14 protein-coding genes and 3 pseudogenes are annotated in these 24,869 nt (G+C 67.6%); 14 read left to right on the top strand and 3 right to left on the bottom strand.

The features are described from left to right. Positions 1–2: 2 nt before the first annotated feature. A complete protein-coding gene (locus AB0E62_RS35885; RefSeq protein ID WP_362203858.1) occupies positions 3–1,022 on the bottom strand; it encodes a NucA/NucB deoxyribonuclease domain-containing protein in 1,020 nt (339 codons plus the stop codon). A 943-nt stretch (positions 1,023–1,965) separates the two neighbouring features. Here AB0E62_RS35885 and AB0E62_RS35880 point away from each other — a divergent pair. The 3 genes from AB0E62_RS35880 (at position 1,966) to AB0E62_RS35870 (ending at position 6,537) form a co-directional block, all read left to right on the top strand. Then, positions 1,966–2,331 carry a hypothetical protein gene (locus AB0E62_RS35880; RefSeq protein ID WP_362203855.1) on the top strand — a complete coding sequence of 122 codons (366 nt, stop codon included), beginning with the start codon at positions 1,966–1,968 and terminating at the stop codon, positions 2,329–2,331. 159 nt (positions 2,332–2,490) lie between these two features. Beyond that, entirely contained in the window at positions 2,491–5,739 is a 3,249-nt protein-coding gene (locus AB0E62_RS35875) for an RHS repeat-associated core domain-containing protein (RefSeq protein ID WP_362203852.1), read from the top strand. A gap of 462 nt (positions 5,740–6,201) precedes the next feature. Further along, positions 6,202–6,537 (top strand): hypothetical protein, encoded by a 336-nt coding sequence (locus tag AB0E62_RS35870; RefSeq protein ID WP_362203849.1) that lies wholly within the window; start codon positions 6,202–6,204, stop codon positions 6,535–6,537. 77 nt (positions 6,538–6,614) lie between these two features. Here the strand turns inward: AB0E62_RS35870 and AB0E62_RS35865 are convergent, their stop codons facing one another. Next, on the bottom strand, positions 6,615–7,361 hold the full coding sequence (locus AB0E62_RS35865) for a hypothetical protein (RefSeq protein WP_362203846.1): 747 nt from the start codon (positions 7,359–7,361) through the stop codon (positions 6,615–6,617). Positions 7,362–8,268: 907 nt separating this feature from the next. Here AB0E62_RS35865 and AB0E62_RS35860 point away from each other — a divergent pair. From AB0E62_RS35860 to AB0E62_RS35820, 9 genes and pseudogenes are all read left to right on the top strand, one after another. Beyond that, entirely contained in the window at positions 8,269–8,496 is a 228-nt protein-coding gene (locus AB0E62_RS35860; protein WP_362203843.1) for a hypothetical protein, read from the top strand. Next, positions 8,493–9,383: a sigma-70 family RNA polymerase sigma factor gene (locus AB0E62_RS35855; RefSeq protein ID WP_362203840.1), complete on the top strand. Its 891-nt coding sequence runs from the start codon at positions 8,493–8,495 to the stop codon at positions 9,381–9,383. Before AB0E62_RS35860 ends, AB0E62_RS35855 begins: the two co-directional genes overlap by 4 nt. Then, a complete protein-coding gene (locus tag AB0E62_RS35850) occupies positions 9,380–10,210 on the top strand; it encodes a hypothetical protein (RefSeq protein WP_362203837.1) in 831 nt (276 codons plus the stop codon). The genes AB0E62_RS35855 and AB0E62_RS35850 overlap by 4 nt, the downstream gene beginning before the upstream one ends. Before the next feature lie 132 nt (positions 10,211–10,342). After that, complete coding sequence (locus AB0E62_RS35845; RefSeq protein WP_362203834.1) at positions 10,343–10,465, top strand: hypothetical protein; 123 nt, start codon at positions 10,343–10,345, stop codon at positions 10,463–10,465. A 176-nt stretch (positions 10,466–10,641) separates the two neighbouring features. Beyond that, positions 10,642–11,007 carry a hypothetical protein gene (locus AB0E62_RS35840; RefSeq protein ID WP_362203831.1) on the top strand — a complete coding sequence of 122 codons (366 nt, stop codon included), beginning with the start codon at positions 10,642–10,644 and terminating at the stop codon, positions 11,005–11,007. A 602-nt stretch (positions 11,008–11,609) separates the two neighbouring features. Continuing rightward, positions 11,610–15,158, top strand: a complete 3,549-nt coding sequence (locus AB0E62_RS35835; RefSeq protein ID WP_362203864.1) for a LamG-like jellyroll fold domain-containing protein — start codon at positions 11,610–11,612, stop codon at positions 15,156–15,158. Positions 15,159–15,323: 165 nt separating this feature from the next. Next, positions 15,324–21,902, top strand: a complete 6,579-nt coding sequence (locus AB0E62_RS35830; RefSeq protein ID WP_362203828.1) for an RHS repeat-associated core domain-containing protein — start codon at positions 15,324–15,326, stop codon at positions 21,900–21,902. A gap of 20 nt (positions 21,903–21,922) precedes the next feature. After that, positions 21,923–22,240 (top strand): hypothetical protein, encoded by a 318-nt coding sequence (locus AB0E62_RS35825; RefSeq protein WP_362203825.1) that lies wholly within the window; start codon positions 21,923–21,925, stop codon positions 22,238–22,240. Between the two features lie 179 nt (positions 22,241–22,419). After that, a pseudogene (locus AB0E62_RS35820) lies at positions 22,420–23,225 on the top strand (IS5 family transposase). 189 nt (positions 23,226–23,414) lie between these two features. Here AB0E62_RS35820 and AB0E62_RS35815 read toward each other — a convergent pair. Next, on the bottom strand, positions 23,415–24,221 hold the full coding sequence (locus AB0E62_RS35815) for an IS5 family transposase (protein WP_362203822.1): 807 nt from the start codon (positions 24,219–24,221) through the stop codon (positions 23,415–23,417). 88 nt (positions 24,222–24,309) lie between these two features. On the opposite strand from AB0E62_RS35815, the pseudogene AB0E62_RS35810 reads away from it, so the two are divergent. Further along, a pseudogene (locus AB0E62_RS35810) lies at positions 24,310–24,510 on the top strand (transposase family protein); the annotation flags it as partial. 11 nt (positions 24,511–24,521) lie between these two features. Beyond that, a pseudogene (locus AB0E62_RS35805) lies at positions 24,522–24,852 on the top strand (conjugal transfer protein TraA); the annotation flags it as partial. Positions 24,853–24,869: the final 17 nt, after the last annotated feature.

Raw genomic sequence — 24,869 nt, 5'->3', positions numbered from 1 at the left:
GCTTACTTGATGCGGACGTAGTAGCCGTCGCCGTCGAGGAGGCGCTGGGTCTTGTAGAAGCCGCCGAGGCGGGCGCCGGCGGTGCGGTTGTCACTGCGGGAGATGATGCGAGTGCTGCCGCGGGCCGGGTTGCCGCCTTCCTTGCTGGCGGCAAACGGGTACTCGTCGCAGTCGTACTTTTTGGGGTCGGGGTTGTGCACGTTCCCGCACATGGTCCTGCGGTGGGTGTTGATGGTTGTCTCATCGGTGATGCGGTGCAGCGGGGTGGAGGCGCCCGGGTGCCCTGTGATCTTGCGCTGGGCGTCGAGGATGTGGCGGGCGGACTCGTCCACCTTCGAGTCGCTGCGGGAGAGGGTGAAGACGGGAGGGAAGGAGGGAAAGACGCAGCCGGGGTTCTTGGTGCGCTTGGTGGGGCCCCAGAACTTGTCGTCGCAGCGGTACTTGGCGGACTTGTAGGTGATCTCGCCCGGTGTGTAGCCGGCCTTGGTGAAGGTGAACCGGTAGGAGGCGGGGCTGGCCAGCTGCTTCTTCTTTGCGACGCTGGCGGCGTAGCCGACGGTTCCCTTGCGGGCCGGGCCGAGGGTGGAGCCCTGATCGAACTTGACGGCGGTCTTGACACCCTTACCGCCGCCGACGGTCACGTTGATGTGAATGCCACCCGCGTTGACGAGCTTGGCCTTGCCGACGGTGAAGCTCTCGCCCCACTTCAGCTTGCTGGTCTTCAGCGTCATGGAGTGCTTGATGTCGAAGGTGGCGGAGCCGACCGGCTTGCCGTTCTTGAGCAGATCGACGCGGGCACCGACGTCCAGGCACATACTGGTCCGGGTGACCGTAATGGTGTTGAGCTTGCAGCTCGCGGCGGCACTCGTGCTGGCGTACACGCTCTTGACGGGCGCGGTTTGTGTGACGCTGATGCTGTATTCAGCCGATGCGGCCTGGGCAGCCGCGATGCTGATGCCGCTGAGGACGAGCGTGCCAACAGCGGTACCGGTGACGGCTTTTCTGGGCGTGTTGATCCGCATACGTGGAGGTCCCCTCGTTGTTGGAAAGACGGCGCTGCATCAAGGCTGCCGTCCCCAGGGCGACCAAGCTAGGCGGCTCAACGGGAGTGTCCCAAGGGATATTTGATGGAGCGGCATGTTTTCGGACAGGCCAGGCTGCCGGCCGAGCAGCGACGGTAGGCGTCTGACCGCGACCAGGCCGTGAGCCCGCTGGGTGGGACGCCCTGCGGCAACGCCGAACCGAGCACGGCCGCCGGCCGCGGGACCATGCCGTACCCCAGCAGGAGACCGGCGGCACCCGGCCCTCCCGCTTGCGCAGCTGATGCGATAGGTCCGGCTGCAACATTCCTCAGAGGGGTGAACATCTCAGCAACCGGCTCAACCGGGCGTCGTCCGCGGACGTCGTCGCTTGTCGGCGAGTCCTGGCTTCTCCATGCCCGACAGTGTGAAGCAAACCACCCCTGATGCCCGCAGCCTGCTTGAGTATGCATGTCGGGGTTGTCACATAAAAAGGCGTCTGAGGCTGAACTCCAGGCAGTCTCTGCGTATACCCGTTGTTTCGTAGGTAATTCCATGATTCTATACTGTTAAGTAAAGGTCTGCATCTATGGAAACAACTGAATCACTGTGTGTGTCGGCGATTGCGCTGTGTGTTTTCTTCCTCGATGGGTGCCGGTGTCGTGGGTGGCGTGGTGAGGATGTGAAGGCGCATCGGTCGATGCGCTTTCGTTCCGCGTGAGCCTTCTGGGGTGCTCGTGTCGGGGCCCTGGGGGCTGCGCTGTTGCAGAGGGGGAAGCACGTGAAACGTGCGCGTATGACGCTGGTGGCGACGGTGGCGGGGGCTGCTCTGTCGTTGCTGGGGGCGGGTGTTGCCGCGGCGGGGACGGGGCCTGCGCCTTCGGCGGGTACTCCGGCTCCTGCTGCCGGTGCGGCAGGTACGGAGGCGGGCAACCCCTCCAGCGCGGTGGCCCAGGCAGCCGGGGTGTGCTCGGACGCTTACCAGATCGGCACCACCTCCTACATCTACCGAGGCACAGACAAGATCGCCTCGGTGAAGCAGTTCTACTCGCCCGCCTGCAAGGAGAACTACGGCTACGTCTGGGTGTGGAACAGCTTCCTGTCACAGAACATCAACTTCGATCTGACGGTCGGAGTGTGGTCCTACGACCGCGAGTCGCTGGTGGGCACCCGGAACGTGATCGACACCCACGGCCAGGAGTTCTGGGGCAACCCGGCCAACACCGTGAGCGAGTGCTCCTCCGGCTACGGCCTGGTCAACATCCCCGGGGAGACCGCGCACGAAGCCCGCACCGACAAGCGCTGCGCCTGACACACCTCGCACTACCGTGGGCGCGGCGAGCGCACGCCGCCGTGTCCGGCTGCTTCCCGACGCAGGGCGGGGTGGCACCCCTTGCCCGGGTACCACCCCTGATCGGACCTGCGTCCATCCGCTGTCTCGAGCATTGGAGAGATCCTCGTGCATGTTCGCATGCCCGCGTTAGCCCGGCGTAGACGATGGCTGCCGCTGTCGATCGCGGCGGCCGCGACCGTGACCGCAACGATCACGGCGACCCATCCGGCCGGCGCCCAGCCGCGCACCCAGTCCCTCGTCTCCAGCGTCACCAAGGTCACTCGGACACCGTTAGGGGTGACCAAGCCGCCGGCCAGCACGCCGCTGAAAGAGGCCGACAAGCGCGGCCCGTTACTCGAGGCGGCCGCATCCGGCACCGGTGTCGTTCCCATCGGGGTGGGGCAAGTGCCGTGGTCGGAGTTCTACACCGCCCAGCTGTCCGACAGCGTCAGTGCCCAGGTCAACTACGGCAACGGCAACCTGCTGGTCACCGTCAAGGGCTTCGACATCGCCGACGCCGGCCCCGGCCTGTCGTGGGGCAACACCTTCAACAGCCTGAACCAGATGGGCTGGAACACCACGACCGGCGCCGACTACCGCGTCGTCGAGGCCGAACCGGACGCGGTCGTCGTCGAGGGCCCGACCGGCACGATGGCCGTCTTCGCCCGCGACGGATCCGGTTTCACCCCCGCCAAGGGCTACAAACAGGACCTGAGCGAGGCCGACGACAAGAAGTCCTTCACCCTCACCAGCCGCCGCACCGGGGAGAAGACCACCTTCACCCGCTCCGGCACCACCGGCGACGCCCGGGTCTCGAAGGTGGAGGACAAGAACGGCAACGCCACCACCATCACCTACTCCGGCGATTTCCCCTCCAAGATCACAGACGCCGCCGGGCGGACGCTGACCTTCACCAACGACGGCAGCCACATCACCAAGGTCACCGACCACACCGGCCGTTCGGTCAGCTACACCTACACCGGCGATCTGATCAGGACGTTCACCGACACCGACAACAAGACCACCGTCTTCGCCTACGACACCTCCAGCCGGCTGACGAAGATCACCACCCCCGAGGGCCGGCAGACCACCTTCACCTGGGACAGCACCAAGGCCGCCTCCGTGACCCGCGTGGTGGACAACGCCACCGGGGCCGGCAACACCACCGCCTTCCGCTGGCTGCTCGGCCAGGACCAGACCACCACCGAAGGCACCGTCCGCATCACCGACCCGCGCGGCAAGAACACCTTCAAGACCGTCGACGGCTACTGGCGCACCAAGAAGACCGAGGACCCCCTCGGCCATACCCGCTCGAAGTCGTGGGGGCCGGACAACGACGTCGTCACCGCCACCGACGCCATGGGCGCCACCCCGGAAGAAGGCAACGTCACCAAGTTCGAGTACGACTCCGCCTTCAACCCCTCCGGCGTGACGATCCCCACCGGCGCGCAGGCCACCTCGACATGGGTGAAGAAGGGCAGCGGCTACTTCCCCGAAACCCTCACCTCCGCCTCGGCGGAGAAGACCAGCAACGGCTACGACGACTCGGGCAACCTGCTCACCTCCACCGACTCCACCTCCGGCGGCACCGCCGCCAAGTGGAGTTACACCTACAACCCCAAGACCGGGACGATGGACTGCGGCGGCCTGCCGGGCCAGCGCTGCACCGCCACCGACCCGCGGGAGAAGAAGACCAGCTACACCTACGACTCCCAGGGCAACCTGACCAAGGTCACCCCGCCCAGCCCGCTCAAGCCCCTCACCTACACCTACGACGATCTGGGGCGGCAGAAGACCGTCACCGACGGCCGCGGCATCACCACCACCTACACCTACGACAACCGCGACCGCATCAAAACCCAGACCGCAGGCAACACTACCGCGACGTTCACCTACGACGCCGACGGCAACCTCACGTCCCGCACAACCCCGGCGGGCACATCCACGTTCATCTACGACGAACAGAACCGTGAACGCACCCGCACCCTGCCCGGCACCGTAACCACGCAGATCACCTACGACCCCTCCGGCAACGTCGCCACCGCCACCGACTCCGGCGGCACCGTCACCTACGGCTACGACGACGCGAACGAGCTGGTTTCCGTCACCGAACCCGGCGGTGGGAAGACGACGTTCGAGTATGACAAGAACGGCAAGCGGACCAAGACGACCTTCCCCGGCGGCACTACCCAGACCGTCACCCCGGACGACTCCAGCCGCCCCACCAAGGTCGAAGTGAAGTCCGGCTCAACCACGTTGTCGTCGATCTCCTACGACTACTCGCTGTCGGGCAAGGACACGGACAAGATCCGCAAGCGCACCACCGACGGCGCCACCACCACCTACACCTACGACACCCTCGGCCGCCTCACCAAGGCCGTCGAGACCAAGGACGGCTCCACCACGGCCGGCTGGGCCTACTGCTACGACAAGGCCGGCAACCGCACCGGCCGTTCCTCGGGCACCAGCCTCCCCGCCTGTGACAAGCCCCAGCACACCTCCACCTACAACGACGCCGGCGAACTCACCGCCTACGACTCCAAGACTGGCTTCACCTACGACGGCGCCGGCAACGAAACCAGCGCCGACAGCCCCACCGGCACCCGCACCAGCGAGAACTGGACCCCGTTCACCCAGCTCGCCGCCTACACCCAGTCCGGCACCACCACCAGCAACACCTACGCCGGCATCGACAACACCCAGCGCCTGACCCGCGACAGCGCCACCTTCACCAACGCCGCCCTCGGCATCACCGGACAGACCGTCTCCGGCACCGCGACCGGTTTCGTCCGCGAACCCTCGGGCACCCTGGTGGCCATGAGGAGCACGGGCAGCAGCCAGTACTACCTCACCGACGCCCAGAACTCGGTCATCGGCCTGGTCGACGCCTCGGGCAAGCGCACCGCGACGTACACCTACGGCCCCTACGGCGAGCCGCGCACCAACACCGGGACCCAACAGCCCTTCCGCTTCACCAGCGCCTACCTCGACCCGACCGGGCTCTACAAGATGGGCGCGCGCTACTACGACCCCAACCTCGGCCGCTTCACCCAACCCGACCCCAGCGGCAAGGAAAACAACCCGTACCTGTATGCAGCAGGCGATCCGGTCAACAGCAGCGACCCCACCGGGCTGTTCAGCTGGCCCGACGTCGGCAGCGCTGTAGGAGGGGCTGTGGCTGGTCTTGCCGCTGCCACTGCCGTCGGAGCCGCCTGCGCTGGCACAGCGGGCGTTGGCTGCATGGCGGCAGGAGCCGTGACAGGAGCCCTGTGGGGAGGCGCCGGCGCAGGTCTTGGTGCTGTCATCGCAGGCGGTGACGCCGAAGACGCTGAGAATGCTGTTCTCGGCTCCGTCATAGGCGGCGTGATCGGCGGAGCCAAAGTCTGAAAGCGTAACGACAGGAGACGCCTATGACGGGCATTGACCGGACACATCGGATCGACTGGAGGCGCGGCCTTGTTGGCGCCCTCGTCGGTGCACTCCTCGGAACAATACTCAGTCTGGCATTCGGCTACATAGGGAGCCCCTGGCAAGGGGCACTCGTGCTGGGGCTGATCGGAGGAGCCGTCGGCATAGTGCAGCCGCTACTCAACCGAGCGGTGCAGAAATCCGTTCATAGGGGTAAGTAAGCCACAAAAGTGTGGGCCCCTCGCCTCGGGTTCCAGAGGCGAGGGACCCATCAACCGTCGCCCCCCCACGCCGAGCCGAACCTGATCCGCATCCTCGACAACGAACCCCTTTTCCACCCGGCGGCCTGTTCTCCGTCGCGTGGTCCGGTGACGCCCGCGCCTACCTCCTCCTGGGCGGCCACCTGCGCCTGCTGACCGAGAACCACAACGCCCACTGGGCGTGCGACGGCGGGGACCGCAACCTGATCACCGCCTGCCTCGGGGAAGCACGCAGCGACGAGAGACCGAACGCCTCTGGGACCACCTGGCCATCGAGCACCTGCGCGATCCGGCCCGGCCGGGCTGGCTGCTGCTCACCTCCGACGGCGCCTGTGAACCCCACAAGGAGGCCGGCCACGACCTGGCGGGCTCCATGAGTCGGTCCATCCCGAGGTGGATCACTGCTACGAAGACGGCACATCGCACGGGCAGAAAAAAGCTCGAGGCCGACACCACCATCGCGGCCACGATGGACGTACAGATGGCTGACCAGGCTCTGGCCGCCCTGGTGCAGTAATCCGTCCCACCGCGTCCCCGGGCCCGGGCCGGTGTCCCGGCACCGGGCGGCTGCCCTGTTCCGGTGGTGTGGTGTGGCTACAGCGGCCGTCGGCCGGTCAGGTTGGCCCATGCACTGCGGGCGTCATCAAGGGCTGCCCGTGCGTGCGGCAATCCGAGGTCGGCGTCGTGGCGGGCCCGGATCTCCTCCAGCCTCTCCTGGGCCGCCTCGACCGGCGCGGTCGCTTTGCGTGCCGCGCGTAGTTCGGCTTCGCACGCGCTGATCTCCTCGGCGCGCTGCTGCTGCAGCCGGTCCGTGGCCACGACCGCGTTCTGGATCTGTACGGTGAACCGGCGCACCGCGTCCTCGGGGTACTCCTGCTCCTCGTAGCGTTCCATCCGTTCACGCCCGTCGGGCTGGGTGAGATACACGTACGACCAGTGCGCGGAGCGGGCGAGTTCGAAACGAACCTGCAGATCCGCAAGCGGTACCTCGTCCTCACGAAGAACGAGAGCGTGCTCGTACAGCGTGATCTCGCCCAGCTGCCCGATCCGCTCCCCGCGGTGCGGTGTGCGCAGCCGCTCGAGCTCCGCCTCCACCTGGCGGATCCGGCGCCGGTAGGCCCACTCGGCCCGCTGCACCCCCGCCAGCGCCTGCCACCGTTCGTGGCGCGCGGCCCCGCCCAACTGGCGTACGGCACTGCGCGCATCCCTCAGGACCCCGCGCGCCGCACGGTGCTCCTCGTGGAAGGCGTATCTCCACCCACCCGGGTACCGCACCAGCCGCTGAAGCATCCACGCCACTGCCAGGGCCGCCACGGCGACGGCCCACCCGATCATGATCATGCGTATCCCCCTTCTGCGACGCCACAGCCGCAGCCGACGACAGCAATAGCGCCGCGCGGCAAAGCCGGTCAACTCACCCTGGTCGCGCCGGTGAACCGCATTCCCGGGCACGGGCGTGCGATGTCGGCAAACACGAGGTACACGCCGGACTGCTGAGAGACGATCAGCTCGTCGGGGATCTCATGCACACTCATCGATCCTAGGCGGCGGGTGCCCGGTGCTGCCGGTTGCCCCCCACTGGCCGATCACGTGCAGCACCTGCCGGCGATCAGCCGGCGGAACAGGCCGTGCCCTCCTCGCCCGGCGCCGCTCCACCTGGCGCCGATCCGCCACCCGGTGCACCGTCAGCCGACGGGCGAAGACGACTGTGCCCGACAGGGCTGGCGCTCCTACGGGGGCTCGATGAACAGGTGAGAGTGCCTGGAGCTGTGCGGCGCTGCCGAGGGGGGCGTTGTCAGTGGTCTGCGTTACGGTCGTCTCCCCCTTGAGGGGGTGCGCTGTCCCGCCCGGTCTCTAGGTCAGGCCGGGCGGGGCGCGTGGCGCGTTCCCCCTTTTTTCTTCGGCACGGGGGCCGCGCCGTTCTTCCGGATGGGAAGGACCGACACCAAGGTGTCCTGTCTCCATATGACGGTGTGCGGTCGGGGATTGCAAGGAAAACCGGGAACTTCACCCGCCGGGTGCCCGCGGTGTGCCCTGCGTGCACCCGATTGGTCATCTGCCGGGTCGCGGCTGACCGTCCGCGACTCCTAATTTTCCGTGATTTCCTGATCACGTCGCGTGACCTGTGCGCCTCGGTCCATTCTGAAGATCCCTCAACGGCGGCTCGGCACCCGACCGTTGGAGGGCTCCCCCTGGCGTGGTCTCTTCCGGATGCCTGCGCCGTACCGACACCAAGACAAGGACGTTCATGAGCAGGAAACGCATAGCGGCAGCAACGGTGCTGGCGCTGGTGCTGGCGGTGCTCGCCTGGAGCCTGGCGATGGCGGCGCTGGGCCACGCCGCCCTCATCGCCGGGCTGGCCCCGATCCTGGGAATGACCATCGACCAGGTCCTGCGCGGCACCCGCCCGCGCACCACGCCGGCCTCCGGGCACCAGGTGGCGCCGGTGCCCGACAAGAAGGACGGCGCCCCGTGACCACGTTCCCCTCACCGGAGCCGTCCCCAGGCCGTCCCGGCCGCAAGCTGGGACCCATCGCGCCCACGGTCGGCACCCTGCACCGCGCCTGGCTGGAGCCAACCCGCGAGCGTTACCTCGCCAGCGGCCGGACACTCAGCGACCTCAGCTTCCATGTCCTGCTGGCCAAGTCCAAGCTGTCCGAGCTGCTGCGCGGCGTCGGGCACTACCCGCGCTGGGAGGTCATCCACCGCCTGGCCGCCGTCCTCGACATCCCCGGCTGGCCGCTGTACCGGCTGTGGAAGCAGGCCGCCCTGGACGCCGGCAAGAGCCGTGACTGGATCAACCGGTCCACCGAGGGCGCCACCGTCGTGGCCACCGCCCACTCCGGCCCGCCCCTGGAACACGGCGCCCTGCGCCTGACCGTCCAGGACGGCTACCTCGCCTACGCCGGCACCTTCCTCACCGGCGACGCCCGCGACGCGGCGGTGGAAGACGCCTTCGCCATCCTCTGGCTCAGCTTCGACGAGGCCCTGGCCAGCCCCGACATCCGCCGCTACGCCTGGGACCTGCTGCGCGCCACGGTCAAGGCCCGGGCCGACTACCGGGACGAGCGACCCGTGCTGGGCGAGGCCGCCTTCGACACCCTCGCCCTGTGCCAGGAGACCTCCGCAGAGGGCCAGGCCGCCCAGCTGGCCGAGAGCCTGGAGCTGTACGCGGCGATCAGCCGGCTGCCCGACACCCAGCTCGACGTCATGGTGCTGCGGCACCTGTGCGGCTACCCGCCCGAGGAGGTCTCCGATCTCCTCGGGCTCTCGCTGGCCACCGTACGGTCCACCGAGCGCCACGCCCGACGCTTCCTGGCCGACACCATCGAGCCGCCCGCGACCGAAGGACCCACCCAGTGACCACACTCCACAACATCCTCTCCAGGGCACTGCTCGCACCCGACCGCACCGTGCCCCACGACACCGCCCCGCCTCAGGACACCGGACCCGCCCACCGGCCGGTGATCACAGGACGCGAAATGGAGAACACAGCGGCCGCGGACCTCAAGGCCCTGTGCGAGACCGTGGTCCGGCACACCCCGACCACCGCAGTCGCCGCCTTCCTCACCGACCAGCTCCCCGAGCCCCGCAGCGCACTGGTCCTGGCCTGCGTGCTCCAGCTGACCGACACCGACGACGGCGCCCGGTTCTGGTGGCAGTACGCCGCCGGCGCCGGACAGCCCGCCGCCGCCTACTGCCTCTACCTCCACCACCTCGCCCTCGGCGAGACCCACGCCGCCCGCTGGTGGCACACCCAGACCAACGAGGTCCAGCCCAAACCCGCCACCCGCACCCCCCGCAGGCGCACCTCCGTACTGGGGGACGACGACGTGGTGCCCGCAGTTCTCCGCGACGGCGACGGCGCCTCCACCACGACGCTGCTGCGTGTCCTGCGACGCCTGGCCAGCCACGTGTCCCGGCCCCCTTCCGCCGTGGTCGCGGAACTGATGACCTACATGCCCATCGCAGTGGCCGTCGGCTATCTCCGCGAACCCGACAGCGAACTCCCCCTGCCCGGCCCCGACTTCGCCAGCCAGGTCCGCACCCGCCTAGCCGCAGTCGCCGAACAGCCCGACCGCCCCACCGACCTCCCCGCCCGCCGCCAGGCCCACCGCGCCCGACGGCCAGAGGCCGACCCGGCCGAGCGGCGAACCCACCGCCAAGTCGACGAAGCCGCAACCCGCTGAAACCGACACGCCCCCGGGAGCACACAAGCGTCCCGGGGGCGTGCCGACCGCACCGACCTCGCTCGAACGCTCTGGACCCGGGACCGGCTGTTCACCGGATGAGGGGGGCGGCCCTCGAGATCGTCCAGCAGGATGACCTCCAGTTCCTTCTCCCACTGGCTCCCGGAGTCGGCAACGTCCGAGGCGTGCGGCGAGTTCCACCACGCCGACCAGCAACTGGTCGACCGGTTCGAAGAACTTGCCGCCCCCCGCTGACACGCGCTCGCTGCGGATCCTGTCCTCCGGAGGCTGGGCCCGGCGTGTGCTGGACGGTCAGCGTGCGATGAGAGGACTGATCGCCGCCCGGCACCGATGCCCGGGGCCAATCGCGCCAGTCGCCGGTCGCCGACGACACGCCGCTCGGACCCGAGCAGGCCGCCGCCCGGTTGGGGGTGCGCCGTGCCGAAGCCCACAGTGACGAGGAGGCCGAACGCCTCTGGGGCCACCCGAGCATCGAATACCTCCGTGGTCCCGCTCGGCCGGGCTGGCTCCTGCTCACCTCCGACGGCGCCTGTGAGCCCCACGAGGACGCCGACCGCGACCTGGCCGGCTACCTGACCGGCGACCCGCACACCGCCGGTGAGCGCCTGGTCGGCGATGCCGTCCGGCGCGCGCATGAACTGAGCGGCCCGTACGTGGACAACGCCACCGTGCTCCTCGCCGCACCGCCCGCATGTGATGTGGCTCCGGCCGCTGCCGCGTTGGCCGCTTGGCTACCGGTGACCGCGATCAGGCCGCGCTGCACGGACGCTGGGTGAATCGCCCTGCTGTGTGGAGGCTGGTGGACCGTTCTTGCTCGCGGACCGTCACGCTGGCCGATAGAAATCCGCCCAATTCAGCGTGCCGGCCAGCCCTTGGATGTACGCGGATTTTTCACTCCAATGCGGCCGTCGAAAACTCTGGCCGGTCGCTCGCCCGCTGTGCGTTTGTGTGTATAAGCGGCTGTACGCAGCGCCATGTTTGGTCTGAACCAGGCTGCGAGGATCGATCCCGGTTCAGGCCGCGTGGACAGGTGGAGTCGCTATCTGCGCAGGTCAACTGCTTTCAGCCATAGTAATGTGACCTGCGACACACTCGATTGACGCCTCTGGGTAACGGTGCATTTACTTTGCGGGATCTTTGTGCGTCCTGTGTCAGGGGGGGATACGTGGGTAACTGGTGGGGATTTTTAGAGCGGTCGGGGAAAGCCCGAAGATCGCCGGGAGTGGTTTTGGGGGGTGTGGCGGCGGCGCTGGTTGTTTCCGCGCTGCCCGTGCTTCCGGTTTCGATAGCGCCGGCGTCGGCGGTGACCGCTGACGCCTCCGTGGGTGAGATTGATGAGGCCGCGGCGTCGGCCCGGGCCCAGGCTTCGGGGGAGCCGGTGGAGGTGACGGCGGACCGTACCGAGTACTCCACCACGCATGCGAACCCGGACGGTTCGTTCACGCTCACGCAGTCCACCACTCCTCAGCGGGTGAAAGAGGCAGGCGGCGGCTGGGGCGGGGTCGATCCGGTTCTGGAGCGGCGCGCGGACGGTCGGGTCGCTCCCCGGGGTGCGGTGGTGGATCTGTCGTTCTCCGGCGGCGGCCCGGGGGCGGGCATGATCCGTCTGGGCAAGGGCGGCCGCTCTCTCACGCTGGACTGGGACGGGGTCCTGCCCCAGCCGGTACTCGACGGTCCGACCGCCACGTACGCGAATGTCTTCGACGGGGTGGACCTGCAGCTGACGGCGACCGCCGAGGGCTACCGCGAGATCTTCGTCGTCAAGACGCCCCAGGCGGCGCAGAATCCCGCCCTGGAACAGGTCACGTTCACGGCGTCCGGTGACGGGCTGTCCGTGGTGCCGGGAGCGGGCGGCGGTCTGCGTGCCGTCGACGGGGACGGCAACGCCGTCTTCCGCGGTCCCGCGGGGCAGATGTGGGACTCCGCCGGCGACGAGGAGGCAGGCCCGCAAACCCAGCTGATGCGTGCCGATGCTGCCGCCTCCGCCGGCACACCGGGTGACGACGATCCCTCGCAGCCGGGGAACGGCGATGCCACCGCGGTGCTGCCGGTGAACGTCGATGACGACGCGGTCACGGTCCGCCCGGACCTCTACCTGCTGCGCGGCAACGACACCGTCTACCCCGTCTACATCGACCCCCCGGTCGGTCTGGATATCTCGGAGCGTACGAAGCTGTCCTCCGACGGCGACAAGTTCTGGATGTTCGACGGTGACAAGGGCGTCGGCAACTGCGGTACCGCGGACGGCTACTACTGCGGCAGCGGCTACGTCGACCGCATGTACTTCGAGATGGCCCCGACGCAGCTGGCCGGCAAGTACGTGCTGGACGCCACCTTCCGGGCCCATGAGACGTGGTCGTTCAACTGTGACCCGCACTGGGTGGACCTGGTGCGCACCGACAACATCTCCGAGGGCACAGTCTGGCCCGGACCCAAGCAGCTGGACTGGATGGGCGACCGCTACGTCGCGGCGGGCCGCGGGGACCTGTGCAGCCCCGACCAGCCGGATGCCTGGGTCGAGTTCAACGACAACCCCAAGGAGACGGACGAGAACCTCACGAGCACCGTCCGTTCCTTCGCGGACGGCAAGATCAGCCGACTCACGCTGATGCTGCGCGCCAAGGACGAGGACGACCCCCGGGCGTGGAAGCGATTCGACGAGAGCGCCGAGCTGAAGGTGATCTTCGCCTACAAGCCAGGCGTGCCGACCAGCGTCGGGGTGATCCCGGGCAGCGGTAGCACGGGCTACTGCAACAAGTCCTCCTCCGAGCCGCTGGTGGTCACGCGCACGGACCCGATGCTCCAGGCCCGCGTGCAGACGCTGGTCGAGGCCCACAAGGGAGACCAAGAAGGCTCGCTGCAGGCCGAGTACGTGGTCGAGCGCGGTGACGACGCGGCCTGGCACCAGGTGTGGCTCGGGCACATGCCCGACACCGGCTGGCATCCGGACGAGACCCTGGAGAAGATGCGCACCAGCGACCGAGCTGATAAGGGCTTGTACCGCTACAAGGCGCGGACCCAGTCGCACTGGTCCTACGACGGCAAGAGCGGTGACCTGTGGTCGCCCTACAGCTCCTGGTGCTACTTCAAGATCGACTCGAGCGCGCCCAAGGCGCCCCGTATCACCGCCGGAGCCCCCTACACCGAGTGCACGGCGAACCTGTGTGAGGGCAAGGGCGGCCCCGGCATCCCCGGATCCTTCACCTTCCAGCCGAACACCGCGGACATCGACGCCAGCGGGCACACCGACGTCACCATGTATCGATACAAGCTGCTGACCACGCGGGCGGCCTCGGTTTCCGGAACCACGAAGGCCCAGGTGAAGGACGTGATTCCGCCTCTGGCGGGCACACACGTGCTGTCGGTGTGGGTCAGGGACGTCTACAACCGGTGGGGCACACCTGCTGAGTTCACTTTCAAGGTGGCCCCGCCTCCCGGCGCGGTGGGACGCTGGCACTTCGACGACGCACTTCCCGGTTCGGGCGAGACACTGGCCAAGGACACCGCGACGGAGGGAGCCCGGCACGACGCCACGCTGCAGACGGCGGGTGCGGGCTGGTCCGCCCTGGGGCGCCGCGGCGACGCCGACTATTCGTTGTGGCTGAACGACGGCTCGGACGACTCCCTGCGTTCCGGCCACGCCGCCACGGGGACACCGGTGGTGAACACGAAGGATTCCTTCACCGTCTCGTCCTGGGTCTACCTGACCGACGCCTCGCAGACGCGTGTGGTGTTGTCGGCGCCCGGCAGCACTGCTTCGGCTTTCTCCCTGTACTACTCCGCGAGCTACAAGAAGTGGGTGTTCAACCGCGCCGCCACCGACGTCGGCAGTCCGGTCCATCTGCGCTCGATCGCCGATGCGGGGCCGCCGCCGCTGAATGTGTGGACCCACCTGGCAGCCGTCTTCGACACCAAGGGCGACACGGACAAGACCAACGACACCATCCAGCTGTTCGTCAACGGCCGCCCACAGGACCGGCCGGTCGTGCTGAACACGGTGTCGCCCGCATACCAGCCATGGACCTCCACCGCAGGTCTCCAGTTCGGTCGCTCCCTGGTCGGCGGAGCCGGGGATGAGCACTTCCGCGGCCGTATCGACGAGGTCTCGGCGTGGCAGTACGCGCTCAGCCCCGAGCAGATCGCCCAGGAAGCCCAGCTGACGCAGGACGGTGTGCCGGCCAGCGAACTCGTCGCCTACTGGGATGCCACTTCCTCGACCGGCACCCAGGTCAGGGAACTGAGCCCCTATCCGGTACCGGCGCTGCCGCTGTCTTCCAACGGCGCGGTGCTGGACGCGGACAACAACGAGCTCGTCCTCGACGGGACGTCCGGCTATGCCTCGGTGGCCGGTCCGGTGACCGATGAGACAAGCTCGTTCACCGTCTCCGCCCGGGTGAGGCTGGACGGTGACAAGCTGGCGGCCAAGCCCGTCGGTTACCGGGCCCAGGTGGCCGGACAGGCCGCAGGCGGCGAGTCCTCCTGGGCGCTGTGGGTGGTCAAGTCCGAGGCTGGCACCTACCAGTGGCAGTTCACCCGGACCGCTGTGGGAGCCGACGGAAAGGCCAGTCAGAGCGCGCAGGTGGCAGCCGGTGACCTCGCCGAGCTGAACACCGCAGTGGACGTCACGGGCATCTATGACGCGCAGGAGAAGTGGCAGTGGACCGATCCCGCTGATCCCGCCAGGTTCGAGGACCGCATGGGCCGGCTGCACCTGTACGTCGGCGGGCAGGAGCAGCCCGGCGAGGACGGCTCCGGGTTCTCCGCCGTCCAGCAGGGCAGCGGCACCCTGTCCGCGGGCAGGGGAGCGGCTGGCGGCTCCACGGGCTACTACCTGCCCGGCTCGCTGGAATCCCTGCGGATGTGGACCGGGGCGATGAACTTCGACCAGATCCGCTCCCAAGTCCTGGACAGCCAGGACGCTATCTGAGGAACACCGACGCCGGCAGGGCTGCCCCGCCACACGCGGGGCAGCCCTCGCCACCGGGCGTACGTGGTGCCTGCGGGCACACCGTCTCTTTCTCTGTTCTGCCTCCTGTTTTCAACGGCATCCGCCCGGCCCGATGCGGCCGGGCGCCGCGTAGGAAGAACCCACATGAACCCCTTTGGCATACCCCGCCCTGACGGGGGCCGCCGCGGGGCCGGGACCAGAAGACGCTGGTCCCGGCGTATAGCCGCAACCACCGGCCTGGCCCTGCTGCCCGGCCTGCTGACCCCCGTGGCCTTCGCCGCGGACACCTCACCCCTGGGCCGCCCTGACCTGAAGCCCGAACACGCCACCAAGGTCAGCCCGTTCACCGCCCAGGTGAACAAGAAGGCCGCAGCCGAGGTGAAGAAGGCAGCCGCAGCCGACCAGGCGGCCGCGGCCCGCGCCCGCCGCGACCAGCAGCGCACGGTCACCTGGCCCAAGCCCGGCAAGGCCTCGCTGACCGTCCCGGACAAGGGCACCGCCAAAGCCGCCCCCGGCTCACTTCCGGTCACCGCCACCAGCCCGGCCAAGGGCAAGCGGGCCGGCTCCGTCACCGTCGAGGTCCTCGACCAGACGAAGGCCGCCACACTCGGCGTCAAGGGCGTGGTCCTCAAACTCACCGGCCAAGGTGCCGGCGGTACCACACGGCTCGGCATCGACTACTCCGCCTTTGCCTCCGCCTACGGCGGTGACTGGGCCGGCCGCCTCCAGCTCGCCCGCCTGGCCGACTGCGCTATGAAGGACCCCGCCGCGGCCAAATGCCACCGGCGCGAGGTCCTGGACGCCGTCAACAACCGCGAGAAGAACAGCATCTCCGCACCGGTGACCCTCGCCTCGGGCGGGCAGCCGATGCTGCTGGCCGTCACCGCGGGCGCGACGTCAGGGGCAGGCAGCTACAAGGCGACACCTCTGTCTGCTTCCTCCACGTGGGAGGCCGGCGGCTCCTCCGGCTCCTTCACCTGGTCCTACCCCCTGCGGGTTCCGCCGGCCGCGGCCGGCCCCGAGCCGGACCTGTCCATCTCCTACGACTCCGGAGCCGTTGACGGCCAGACGGCCAACTCCAACAACCAGGGCAGCCAGGTCGGCACCGGATTCGACCTGACCTCCTCCTACATCGAACGCAAGTACCACGCCTGCGACGACGACGGCCAGGACGGCAAGTACGACCTGTGCTGGAAGTACGACAACGCCTCCCTCGTCCTCAACGGCAAGGCCACCGAACTGGTCAAGGACGATCAGACGGGCACCTGGCGGCTCAAGGACGACGAGGCATCCACCGTCACCCACTCCACCGGCGCCGACAACGGGGATGAAGGCTCGACGGGCGTCGACGGAGAAGGCGAGTACTGGACGGTCGTCACCGGCAACGGCACCAAGTACGTCTTCGGCCTGAACAAACTCGACGGCGCCGGGACGAACGACCGCACCAACTCCGTGTGGACGGTACCGGTCTTCGGCGACGACCAGGGCGAGCCCGGCTTTGGCGCCGGCGACTCCTTCGCCGGGCGCGCCAAGAACCAGGCCTGGCGCTGGAACCTCGACTACATCGAGGACACCCACGGCAACGCCTCGTCCTACTGGTACACCGCCGAGCACAACAACTACGACAAACTCGGCGACGACACCACCGGCACCGACTACATCCGCGGCGGCTACCTCAAGGAGATCCGCTACGGCCAGCGCGCCGGCAAGCTGTTCTCCGCCGCCCCGGCCGCCTCCGACAAGGTCGTCTTCGACTACGCCGAGCGATGCCTGGCCGCGGGCAGCGGCTGCGACTCACTGACCAAGGACACCCGCGACAACTGGCCGGACGTCCCCTTCGACGCCCTGTGCAAGGACGGCGACAAGTGCACCGGCAACGTCGGCCCGTCCTTCTTCACCCGCAAGCGGCTGACGGCGATCACCACCTACGCCTGGAACGCCAAGGCAGCCACCTACGAGCCGGTGGACGTCTGGTCGCTCAAGCACCTCTACCTCGACCCGGGCGACACCGGTGACTCGACCGACCAGTCGCTCTGGCTCGACGAGATCAAGCACACCGGCAAGCGCGGCACCGACCTCTCCCTCGACCCGGTCAAGTTCGACCATGTGATGCTGCCCAACCGGGTCGACGGCGCGGCCGACGACATCCTGTCCCTGGACAAGCCCCGCCTGAAGGCCGTCACCTCCGAGACCGGCGCCCAGACCATCGTCACCTACCTGGACGCCGACTGCACCGCGGCCGGCACCAAGCCCAAGCTGGACGAGAACACCCGCCGCTGCTACCCGGTCTACTGGTCGCCCAACGGCGAGAAGGACCCCAGGCTCGACTGGTTCCAGAAGTACCCGGTCAGCGCCGTCTCCACCACCGACCCGCACGGCGGCTCCGAAGCCGTACAGCACAGCTACCAGTACACCGGCGGCGGCGCGTGGCACTACAACGAGGACCCGATGACGCCCGCCAAGGAGCGCACCTGGTCCATCTGGCGCGGCTACCAGCAGGTCACCCACCTCACCGGACTGTCCGGGCACACCCAGAGCAAACAGACCAGCATCTACCTGCGCGGCATGAACGGCGACCGCGTCCTCGGCTCCGACGGCAAGACCCCAGACCCTGACAAACGCAAGACCGTCACCGTCACCGGCATCAAGGCCGGCCAGATCACCGACACCGAGCAGTACGCGGGCTTCACCCGCGAAGCGGTCACCTACAACGGCGACGAGGAAGTCGGCGGCACCGTCAACGACCCCTGGTCGAAGCGGACAGCAACCCAGCACAAGTCCTACGCCGACACCGAGGCGTACTACGTACGTACCGCCGTCACCCACACCCGCACCCGCATCACCAGCAAGCTCACCCCCTACGACCGCGTCACCACCGTCAAGACCACCTACGACGACTACGGCATGGCCACCACCGTCGAGGACCAGGGCGACGACGCAGCCACCGGCGACGAGAAGTGCACCCGCACCTGGTACGCCCGCAACGACGACAAGGGCATCAACTCCCTCGTCTCGCGCAGCCGCACCGTCGCCGCGACGTGTGCCACCGCCGACTCGGCACTCGACCTGCCGGCCGACTCCACCCGGCCCGGCGACGTCATCGCCGACACCGCGATCGTTTACGACGACCCGACGGCTGACGCCTGGTCGCCGTCCCAGAAGCCGGTCACGGGCGATGTCACCTGGACAGGACGCGCCAAGGGCTACGGCACCGATGACACCCCCGCCTGGCAGAAGGTGTCCAAGACGACCTACGACGCCCTCGGGCGTGTCAAGGCCGTCACCGATACCAAGGACCTGCCGGCCGCCTCGACCACCTACGACCCGGCCGACTCGGGCCCGCTGACCTCGACAACGGTCGAGGACGCCAAAACCTACAAGACAACCCAGGACCTGGACTTCGCGACCGGCGCAGCCCTGAAGGTCACCGACCCGAACAACAGGGTCACCGAGAGCGAATACGACAGCCTCGGCCGCATCGTCAAGCTCTGGCTCCCCAACCGGCTCCAGGCCCTGAACAAGACCCCCAACTACGTCTACACCTACCACATCACCAGCACGGACATGCCATGGGTGTCCACCGGCACCCTCAGACACGACGGCTCCGGATACAACACCGTCTACGAGTTCTACGACTCCCTGCTGCGCTCCCGCCAGACCCAGGCCCCCACCCCGCAGGGCGGCCGGCTCGTCTCCCTCACCGAGTACGACGCACGGGGCCTCGCGGTCAGCCAGCAGTCCGACATCTGGGACAGCACCGCACTGCCCGGCTCCACCGCCGTGGAGGTCTCCGGCGGCCAGGCACCCCTCCAGACGGACACCACCTACGACGGGGCAGCCCGGCCGGAGAAGGCGGTGACGAAGGTCCACGGCGTCACCCGCTGGACCACCGACACCACCTACACCGGCGACACCGTCGCCACCACCGCGCCGACGGGCGGCCAGGCCACCGCCGTGGTCACCAACGCTCTCGGCCAGACCACCCAGCGCCGCGAGTACGCCGGCCCCGCACCGACCGGCACCGACTTCACCACGACCGACTACACCTACACCCCCGCCGGACAGCAGAAGACTGTCACCGGCCCCGACCAGACCAAGTGGTCCTACACCTACGACCTCTTCGGCCGCCAGGTCACGGCCACCGACCCCGACAAGGGCAAGACCGCGACGGAGTACAACGACCTCGACCAGGTCGTCAGCACCACCCCCAACGACGACACGTCCAGGAAACTGCTCTACGAGTACGACCGCCTCGGCCGCAAGACCGACATGTGGCAGAAGGACAAGACCGACGCCAACAAACTCGCCGCCTGGACCTTCGACCAGCTCGCCAAGGGCCAGCAGGACACCGCCACCCGCTACGACGGCGGCGTGACCGGCAAGGAATACACCGACAAGGTCACCGCCTACGACGCGATGTACCACGTCACCGCCCACCAGCTGCTCCTGCCCGACAGCGAGCCCCTGGTCTCCGGCGGCCACGTGGCCAAGACCCTCTCCTTCACCACGGGCTACAACCTCGACGGCTCGATCAGCCAGTACTCCGCCCCCGCCGTCGGCGGCCTGCCCTCCGAAGGCGTCTCCTACACCTTCAACGCCCTCGGACAGCAGCTCACCGCCAAGGGCACCACCGGCTACCTGCACGGCGCCGCCTTCTCCCCGCAGGGCGACCTGCGCCAGCTCACCCTGGGCACCGACGGCACGTCCTCGGCGAAGAAGGCCTACCTCAACTGGGACTACGAGGAAGGCACCCGCCGCCTCACCCGCTCCTACGTCACCGACGACGTGCACGGCTACATGCCGCAGGAGCTGAAGTTCACCCAGGACGACGCCGGCAACGTCACCTCCATCACCGACGCCACCACCCTGGGCGGCACGACCAAGGCCGACAACCAGTGCTTCACCTACGACGGCAACCGCCGCCTGACCGAAGCCTGGACCCCCAAGACTGCGAATTGCGCCGCAACCGGCCGCACGGTTACCAACCTTGATGGCGCAGCCCCCTACTGGACGTCGTACACCTACACCAACGCCGGCCAGCGCAAGACCGAAACCCAGCACACCACCACCGGCGACAAAACCACCACTTACTCCTACAACGACCCCGCCGACAACAAACCCCACACCCTCGACAAGACCACCGGCACCCGCACCGCCACCTACACCTACGACGCCGCCGGCAACACCACCTCCCGCCCCGGCCCCACGGCCCAGCAGACGCTGACCTGGAACACCGAAGGCGACCTCAGCAAACTCACCGAGGGCACCAAGGAAACCGGCTACCTCTACGACGCGAACGGCGAGTTGCTGATCCGCCGCGCCAAGGGCGACGGCGACACCATCCTCTACCTGGGCGCCGGCACAGAACTCCACGTCACAACCAAGAGCACCACGAAGACCACCTCGGCGACCCGCTACTACACGGCCAACGGCCAGACCATCGCCGTCCGCACCGCCACCACCGGCGTCACCGGCACCAAGCTCAGCTTCCTGGCCGCCGACCACCACGGCACCTCCAGCATCGCCATGGAAGCCGGCACCTACGCCCTCACCAAGCGCTACAGCACCCCCTTCGGCACCCCACGCGGCACCAAACCCACCACCTGGCCCGACGACAAGGCCTTCCTCGGCAAACCCGCCGACGACACCACCGGCCTCACCCACATCGGCGCCCGCGAATACGACCCCACCACCGGTCAGTTCATCAGCGTCGACCCCATGCTGGTCCTCGACCAGCACCAGTCACTCAACGGCTACGCCTACGCCAACAACTCACCGATCACCTTCAGCGACCCCACCGGTCAATGCCTCTACCTCCCCGGCGGAATGTGCGGAGGCAAGGGCTCGATCGAGGAAGCTGAGAAAAAGCACAAAAAGCGTTTCCCGCATGAGTATTCTGATAACGGCAATTCTGGGGAATCGGGCACTGTCTCCGTGGATCCTTCGGGAGATAGCGGCGGCGGTGACTTCCAGTACACCGACTCCGGGACTGGCGTAGTCAGTGGACCGCCCGACAGTGAACAAAACGCTGGTGGAGGGACGATGGGCCTTGGGGGCGGCGGCGGTGGAAATGTCGGCCACTACTTCGGTACTTTCCTCTTCGGGCTTGGTCGTCCTGTTGTTCAGCTTGCCGACGTTGCTAGTATATTTGTCACGCCCGCGTGTGTGGTAGAGCACTCATGTCTTACGAAGCAGTATGACGCATGGGGTGCCAAGCACGGCTACTCCCCTGACTCGCCGCTGGCTAGCCTAGCGTCTTCGATTCCTTTCATGGGGAGGGATAGAGGAGCGCGCGGACGCCCTCTGCCGGGACCTCGAAGGGTGCCAATGGGCTTCGCGAACGCTGCGGAGTTTGAAGCTTTCAAAGCTAACCTTGCCGCGGGGCTGAAGAAAGCCGGGTATGAAGATGTGACACCTATCATGCAAGGCAGTTCGGTAACGGGTAAACGCTTCAGGGATGGGCGCCCGTTTGGTCCGGACAGTGATTTCGACGTTGCTTTGAGCGGTGAAGGAGCGCTGGCGCGCGCCAAAGACGCTGGAATATCCTTGAGGTCCGGTGGTACTAGGACGGCCCCCTTGAAGGGGCCAGATCTGGAGAGAATGGGATTGGCGTCGCTGAAGCAGGACCTCTCAGACCTGGCTGAGCGCGATGTTAACTTCATGATCTACGGGTCGGCTAAGGATGCCGTCTCGCGAGCACCAAGCATTGTCATGCACCCCTAGAATATGGGAGAGGAGAAGTGATGGCGTCGCTGTTCACTCTATTTGGCGCTAAGGGGCTGGGTGTCCCTGAAGTAGGTAGATTGGTGAGCGAGGTCCTGGGTGTGGATCTAGAGATGAGGGAGAGTTCGTATAAAGGCGGCGAATATTTCACCCACCGTTATGCGGACGGCGCAGAGATCTCCATCGAAGGGAATGTGCTCGATGAGGATGATGTACATGTAGAGGAGGGATTCCCTGAATACTCGACACTTATTTATCTGAACTACAGTCGACTCGAACTGGAGGAACGGTTGTCGCGTGTGAAGGAACTTGACCTGCTCCGGTCCGAGACCGTCTGACGAAAATTGCAGGGATCCCCGATCATCTGCCGCAGCCGTACCCTTCGAGTAACCGTGCTGGAGGCGCTGCGCCTCCAGCACGGCGGCCCCGATCACTGAACGGTTTTCATCCTGTCCTGTAGGGGTGATGGTGCAGGTCAACGGGGTGGTGTGACGAGGCGAGGCTCCTGGTCGTTGCGGTGGTGTTCTCTACGCACCACGCTTCGTCCGAGGAGCCTCGCTTGGTCCCGTATCGTGCCACGCTCGATGTCCCGCATGAGCTGGTCGAGCATGTTCCTGGCTGATCTATGCCCGAAGGTGTGAAGGCGGCACACGGTGGCGCAAGCTGGGCTGCTTCCACCAGGCTCTGCTCGCGCTGGTGAACCTGCGCAAGAACGAGACGCTGCCCCCACTCGCAGCCGGGTTCGGGATCTCCACAGCAACCGCCTGGCGGTATGTGGACGAGACCCTGGACGTCCTGGCCTCCTGGGCACCCGGCCTGCACGAGGCACTCGTCGGCCTGGGCGAAGGAGACTTCGTCATCGTCGACGGCACGCTCATCCCCATCGACCGCATCGCCGTGGACGAGCCGTACTACTCCCAAAAGCACCGGAAACACGGCATGAACGTCCAGGTCGTAGCCAGCCCGGACGGCATCCCACTCTGGTTCTCCCGCGCCACCCCGGGCCGCACCCACGACCTGACCACGGCCCGCGCCCACGGCATCGTCCAAGCCTGCCTGACCCGGCAGATCCTCGTCCTCGCGGACCGCGCCTACCAGGGCGCCGGCGCCACCTTCCGCACCCCGTACTACCACCACAGCGAACAGCCCGGGCATTACCAGCAGTTCAACCGCGACCACGCCCGACTCCGCGCCCTTGGCGAACGCGCCTTCGCCCAACTCAAAACCTGGCGGTTCCTGCGGCGAGCCCGCTGTTCCACCCGCCGCATCGGCACAGCCGTCCAAGCCGTCCACACCCTGATGACCTGCACATATTCAGGATGAAAACGGTTTACTGAGCTTCTTCAGTCTGGCCACTGATCGGGTGACGGCCGAGAGCGCGTAACAGACGAGGCCCCCGGGTTGTTGATGGAGATGTCTGACGTCTCAACCAAGCAGCTCGGGGGCCTCGTTGGTCATCTATCCTGCCGCACTCGACCTGCCGCATGCGCTCGTTGAGTGAGTGAACCTCTTTCATCCTGTGTAGTCGCAGGTCAAGAGGGTGTGGACGGCTTGGACGTTACGACCGACACGTCGGGTTGAGCAGCGCGCTCTGCGCAGTGCTCGCCAGGACTTCAGCCGGGCGAAGGCGCGTTCGCCGGGTGCGCGCAGGCGGGTGTGGTCGCGGTTGTACTGCTGGTAGTGCTCGGGCAGGTCGCGGTGCCGGTAGTACGGGGTGCGGACGGTGGCGCCGGCACCCTGGTAGGCGCGGTCCGCGAGGACGAGGATCTGCCTGGTGAGGCAGGCCTGGACGATGCCGTGGGCACGGGCCGCGGTCAGGTCATGGGTTCTCCCCGGCGTCGCGCGGGAGAACCAGAGCGGGGTGCCGTCCGGGCGGGCGATGACCTGCACGTTCATGCCGTGCTTGCGGTGCTTTTGGGAGTAGTACGGCTCGTCCGCGCAGATCCGGTCGGTGGGGATCAGGGTGCCGTCAACGATGACATGGTCGCCCTCACCGAGACCGGTGAGGGCTTCGTGGAGTCCAGGCGCCCAGGAGGCCAGAACGTCCAGGGCCTCGTCCACGTATCGCCAGGCGGTGGCCTGGGATATCCCGAAACCTGCTCCGAGCTGCGAGAACGTCTCGTTCTTACGCAGGTGCACCAGCGTGAGCAACGCCTGACGGAAGCAGCCGAGCTTGCGCCAGCGTGTGTTGCGGACCCGGCGGTGTTCGTGCAGCAGCCAGGCGACGTGTTCAACGAGCTCGTGCGGGACGTCGAGCGTGGCAGGATACGGAACTAACAGGGCCCCTTCGGTCGCCGGTGTGTTGAGTGGAATCACCACGCCAATGACGAGGGGCCCTGTCTCGTCACCACACCCGCTGACCAGCCCATTTCACCCTCCAGCGCAGGATGAAAGAGGTTCAGTCACCATGCTCATTGTCACCCGTGAGGGCGACCGGCGCTGCAAGCTCCGCCCGTCCCAGCGCGCGATGGTGACACTGGTGTACCTGCGCGAACACGTCACTCTGGCGAAGGTCGCTGCCGGGTTCGGGATCAGCGAGTCCACCGCCCACGCCTACACCAGCGCGGTCATCCACTTGCTGACCGAACGAGCGCCGGGTCTGCTGAAGGTCCTGGGCGACGGATCGTGCAGGCGGTCGTCGACGACTACCCCCGGCCCTGTCGGGCGCGGCCGGAGGATGACCGCCGACCTGCGCGCTGTGTACCTGCGTGACACCGGGGACCGGGCCGTGCTGCGCCCGCTGACCCGCAACCGGACCGCTCCGCCGTACGAGCGTGCCCGCCTCGCCGCCGGTGCCCTGGCTGCCAGGGTTCACGCCGCGCGGCGAGCGGAGCGCCTGGGTTCCCGCCCCCAGCCGTACGCCGTCGCGGTGCCCGCCGCCTCGAGCTCGCACCCGCGACCGTTCCGTACCGGCCGGAAGGACGGCCGCCTCCTGGAGCCGGAGACCGGCGGTGATACTACGAGGCG

Origin of the sequence: Streptomyces sp. NPDC038707 (assembly GCF_040636485.1) — a bacterium.
Classification (GTDB): domain Bacteria; phylum Actinomycetota; class Actinomycetes; order Streptomycetales; family Streptomycetaceae; genus Streptomyces.
This window is presented reverse-complemented; position numbering and strand designations above follow the sequence as displayed.

Excerpts from the sequence above, each read along its gene's own strand:
- AB0E62_RS35885 (WP_362203858.1), bottom strand. The coding sequence starts at position 1,022 with ATGCGGATCAACACGCCCAGAAAAGCCGTCACCGGTACCGCTGTTGGC.
- AB0E62_RS35875 (WP_362203852.1), top strand. The coding sequence starts at position 2,491 with ATGCCCGCGTTAGCCCGGCGTAGACGATGGCTGCCGCTGTCGATCGCG.
- AB0E62_RS35865 (WP_362203846.1), bottom strand. The coding sequence starts at position 7,361 with ATGATCATGATCGGGTGGGCCGTCGCCGTGGCGGCCCTGGCAGTGGCG.
- AB0E62_RS35860 (WP_362203843.1), top strand. The coding sequence starts at position 8,269 with ATGAGCAGGAAACGCATAGCGGCAGCAACGGTGCTGGCGCTGGTGCTG.
- AB0E62_RS35845 (WP_362203834.1), top strand. The coding sequence starts at position 10,343 with ATGACCTCCAGTTCCTTCTCCCACTGGCTCCCGGAGTCGGCAACGTCC.
- AB0E62_RS35830 (WP_362203828.1), top strand. The coding sequence starts at position 15,324 with ATGAACCCCTTTGGCATACCCCGCCCTGACGGGGGCCGCCGCGGGGCC.
- AB0E62_RS35825 (WP_362203825.1), top strand. The coding sequence starts at position 21,923 with ATGGCGTCGCTGTTCACTCTATTTGGCGCTAAGGGGCTGGGTGTCCCT.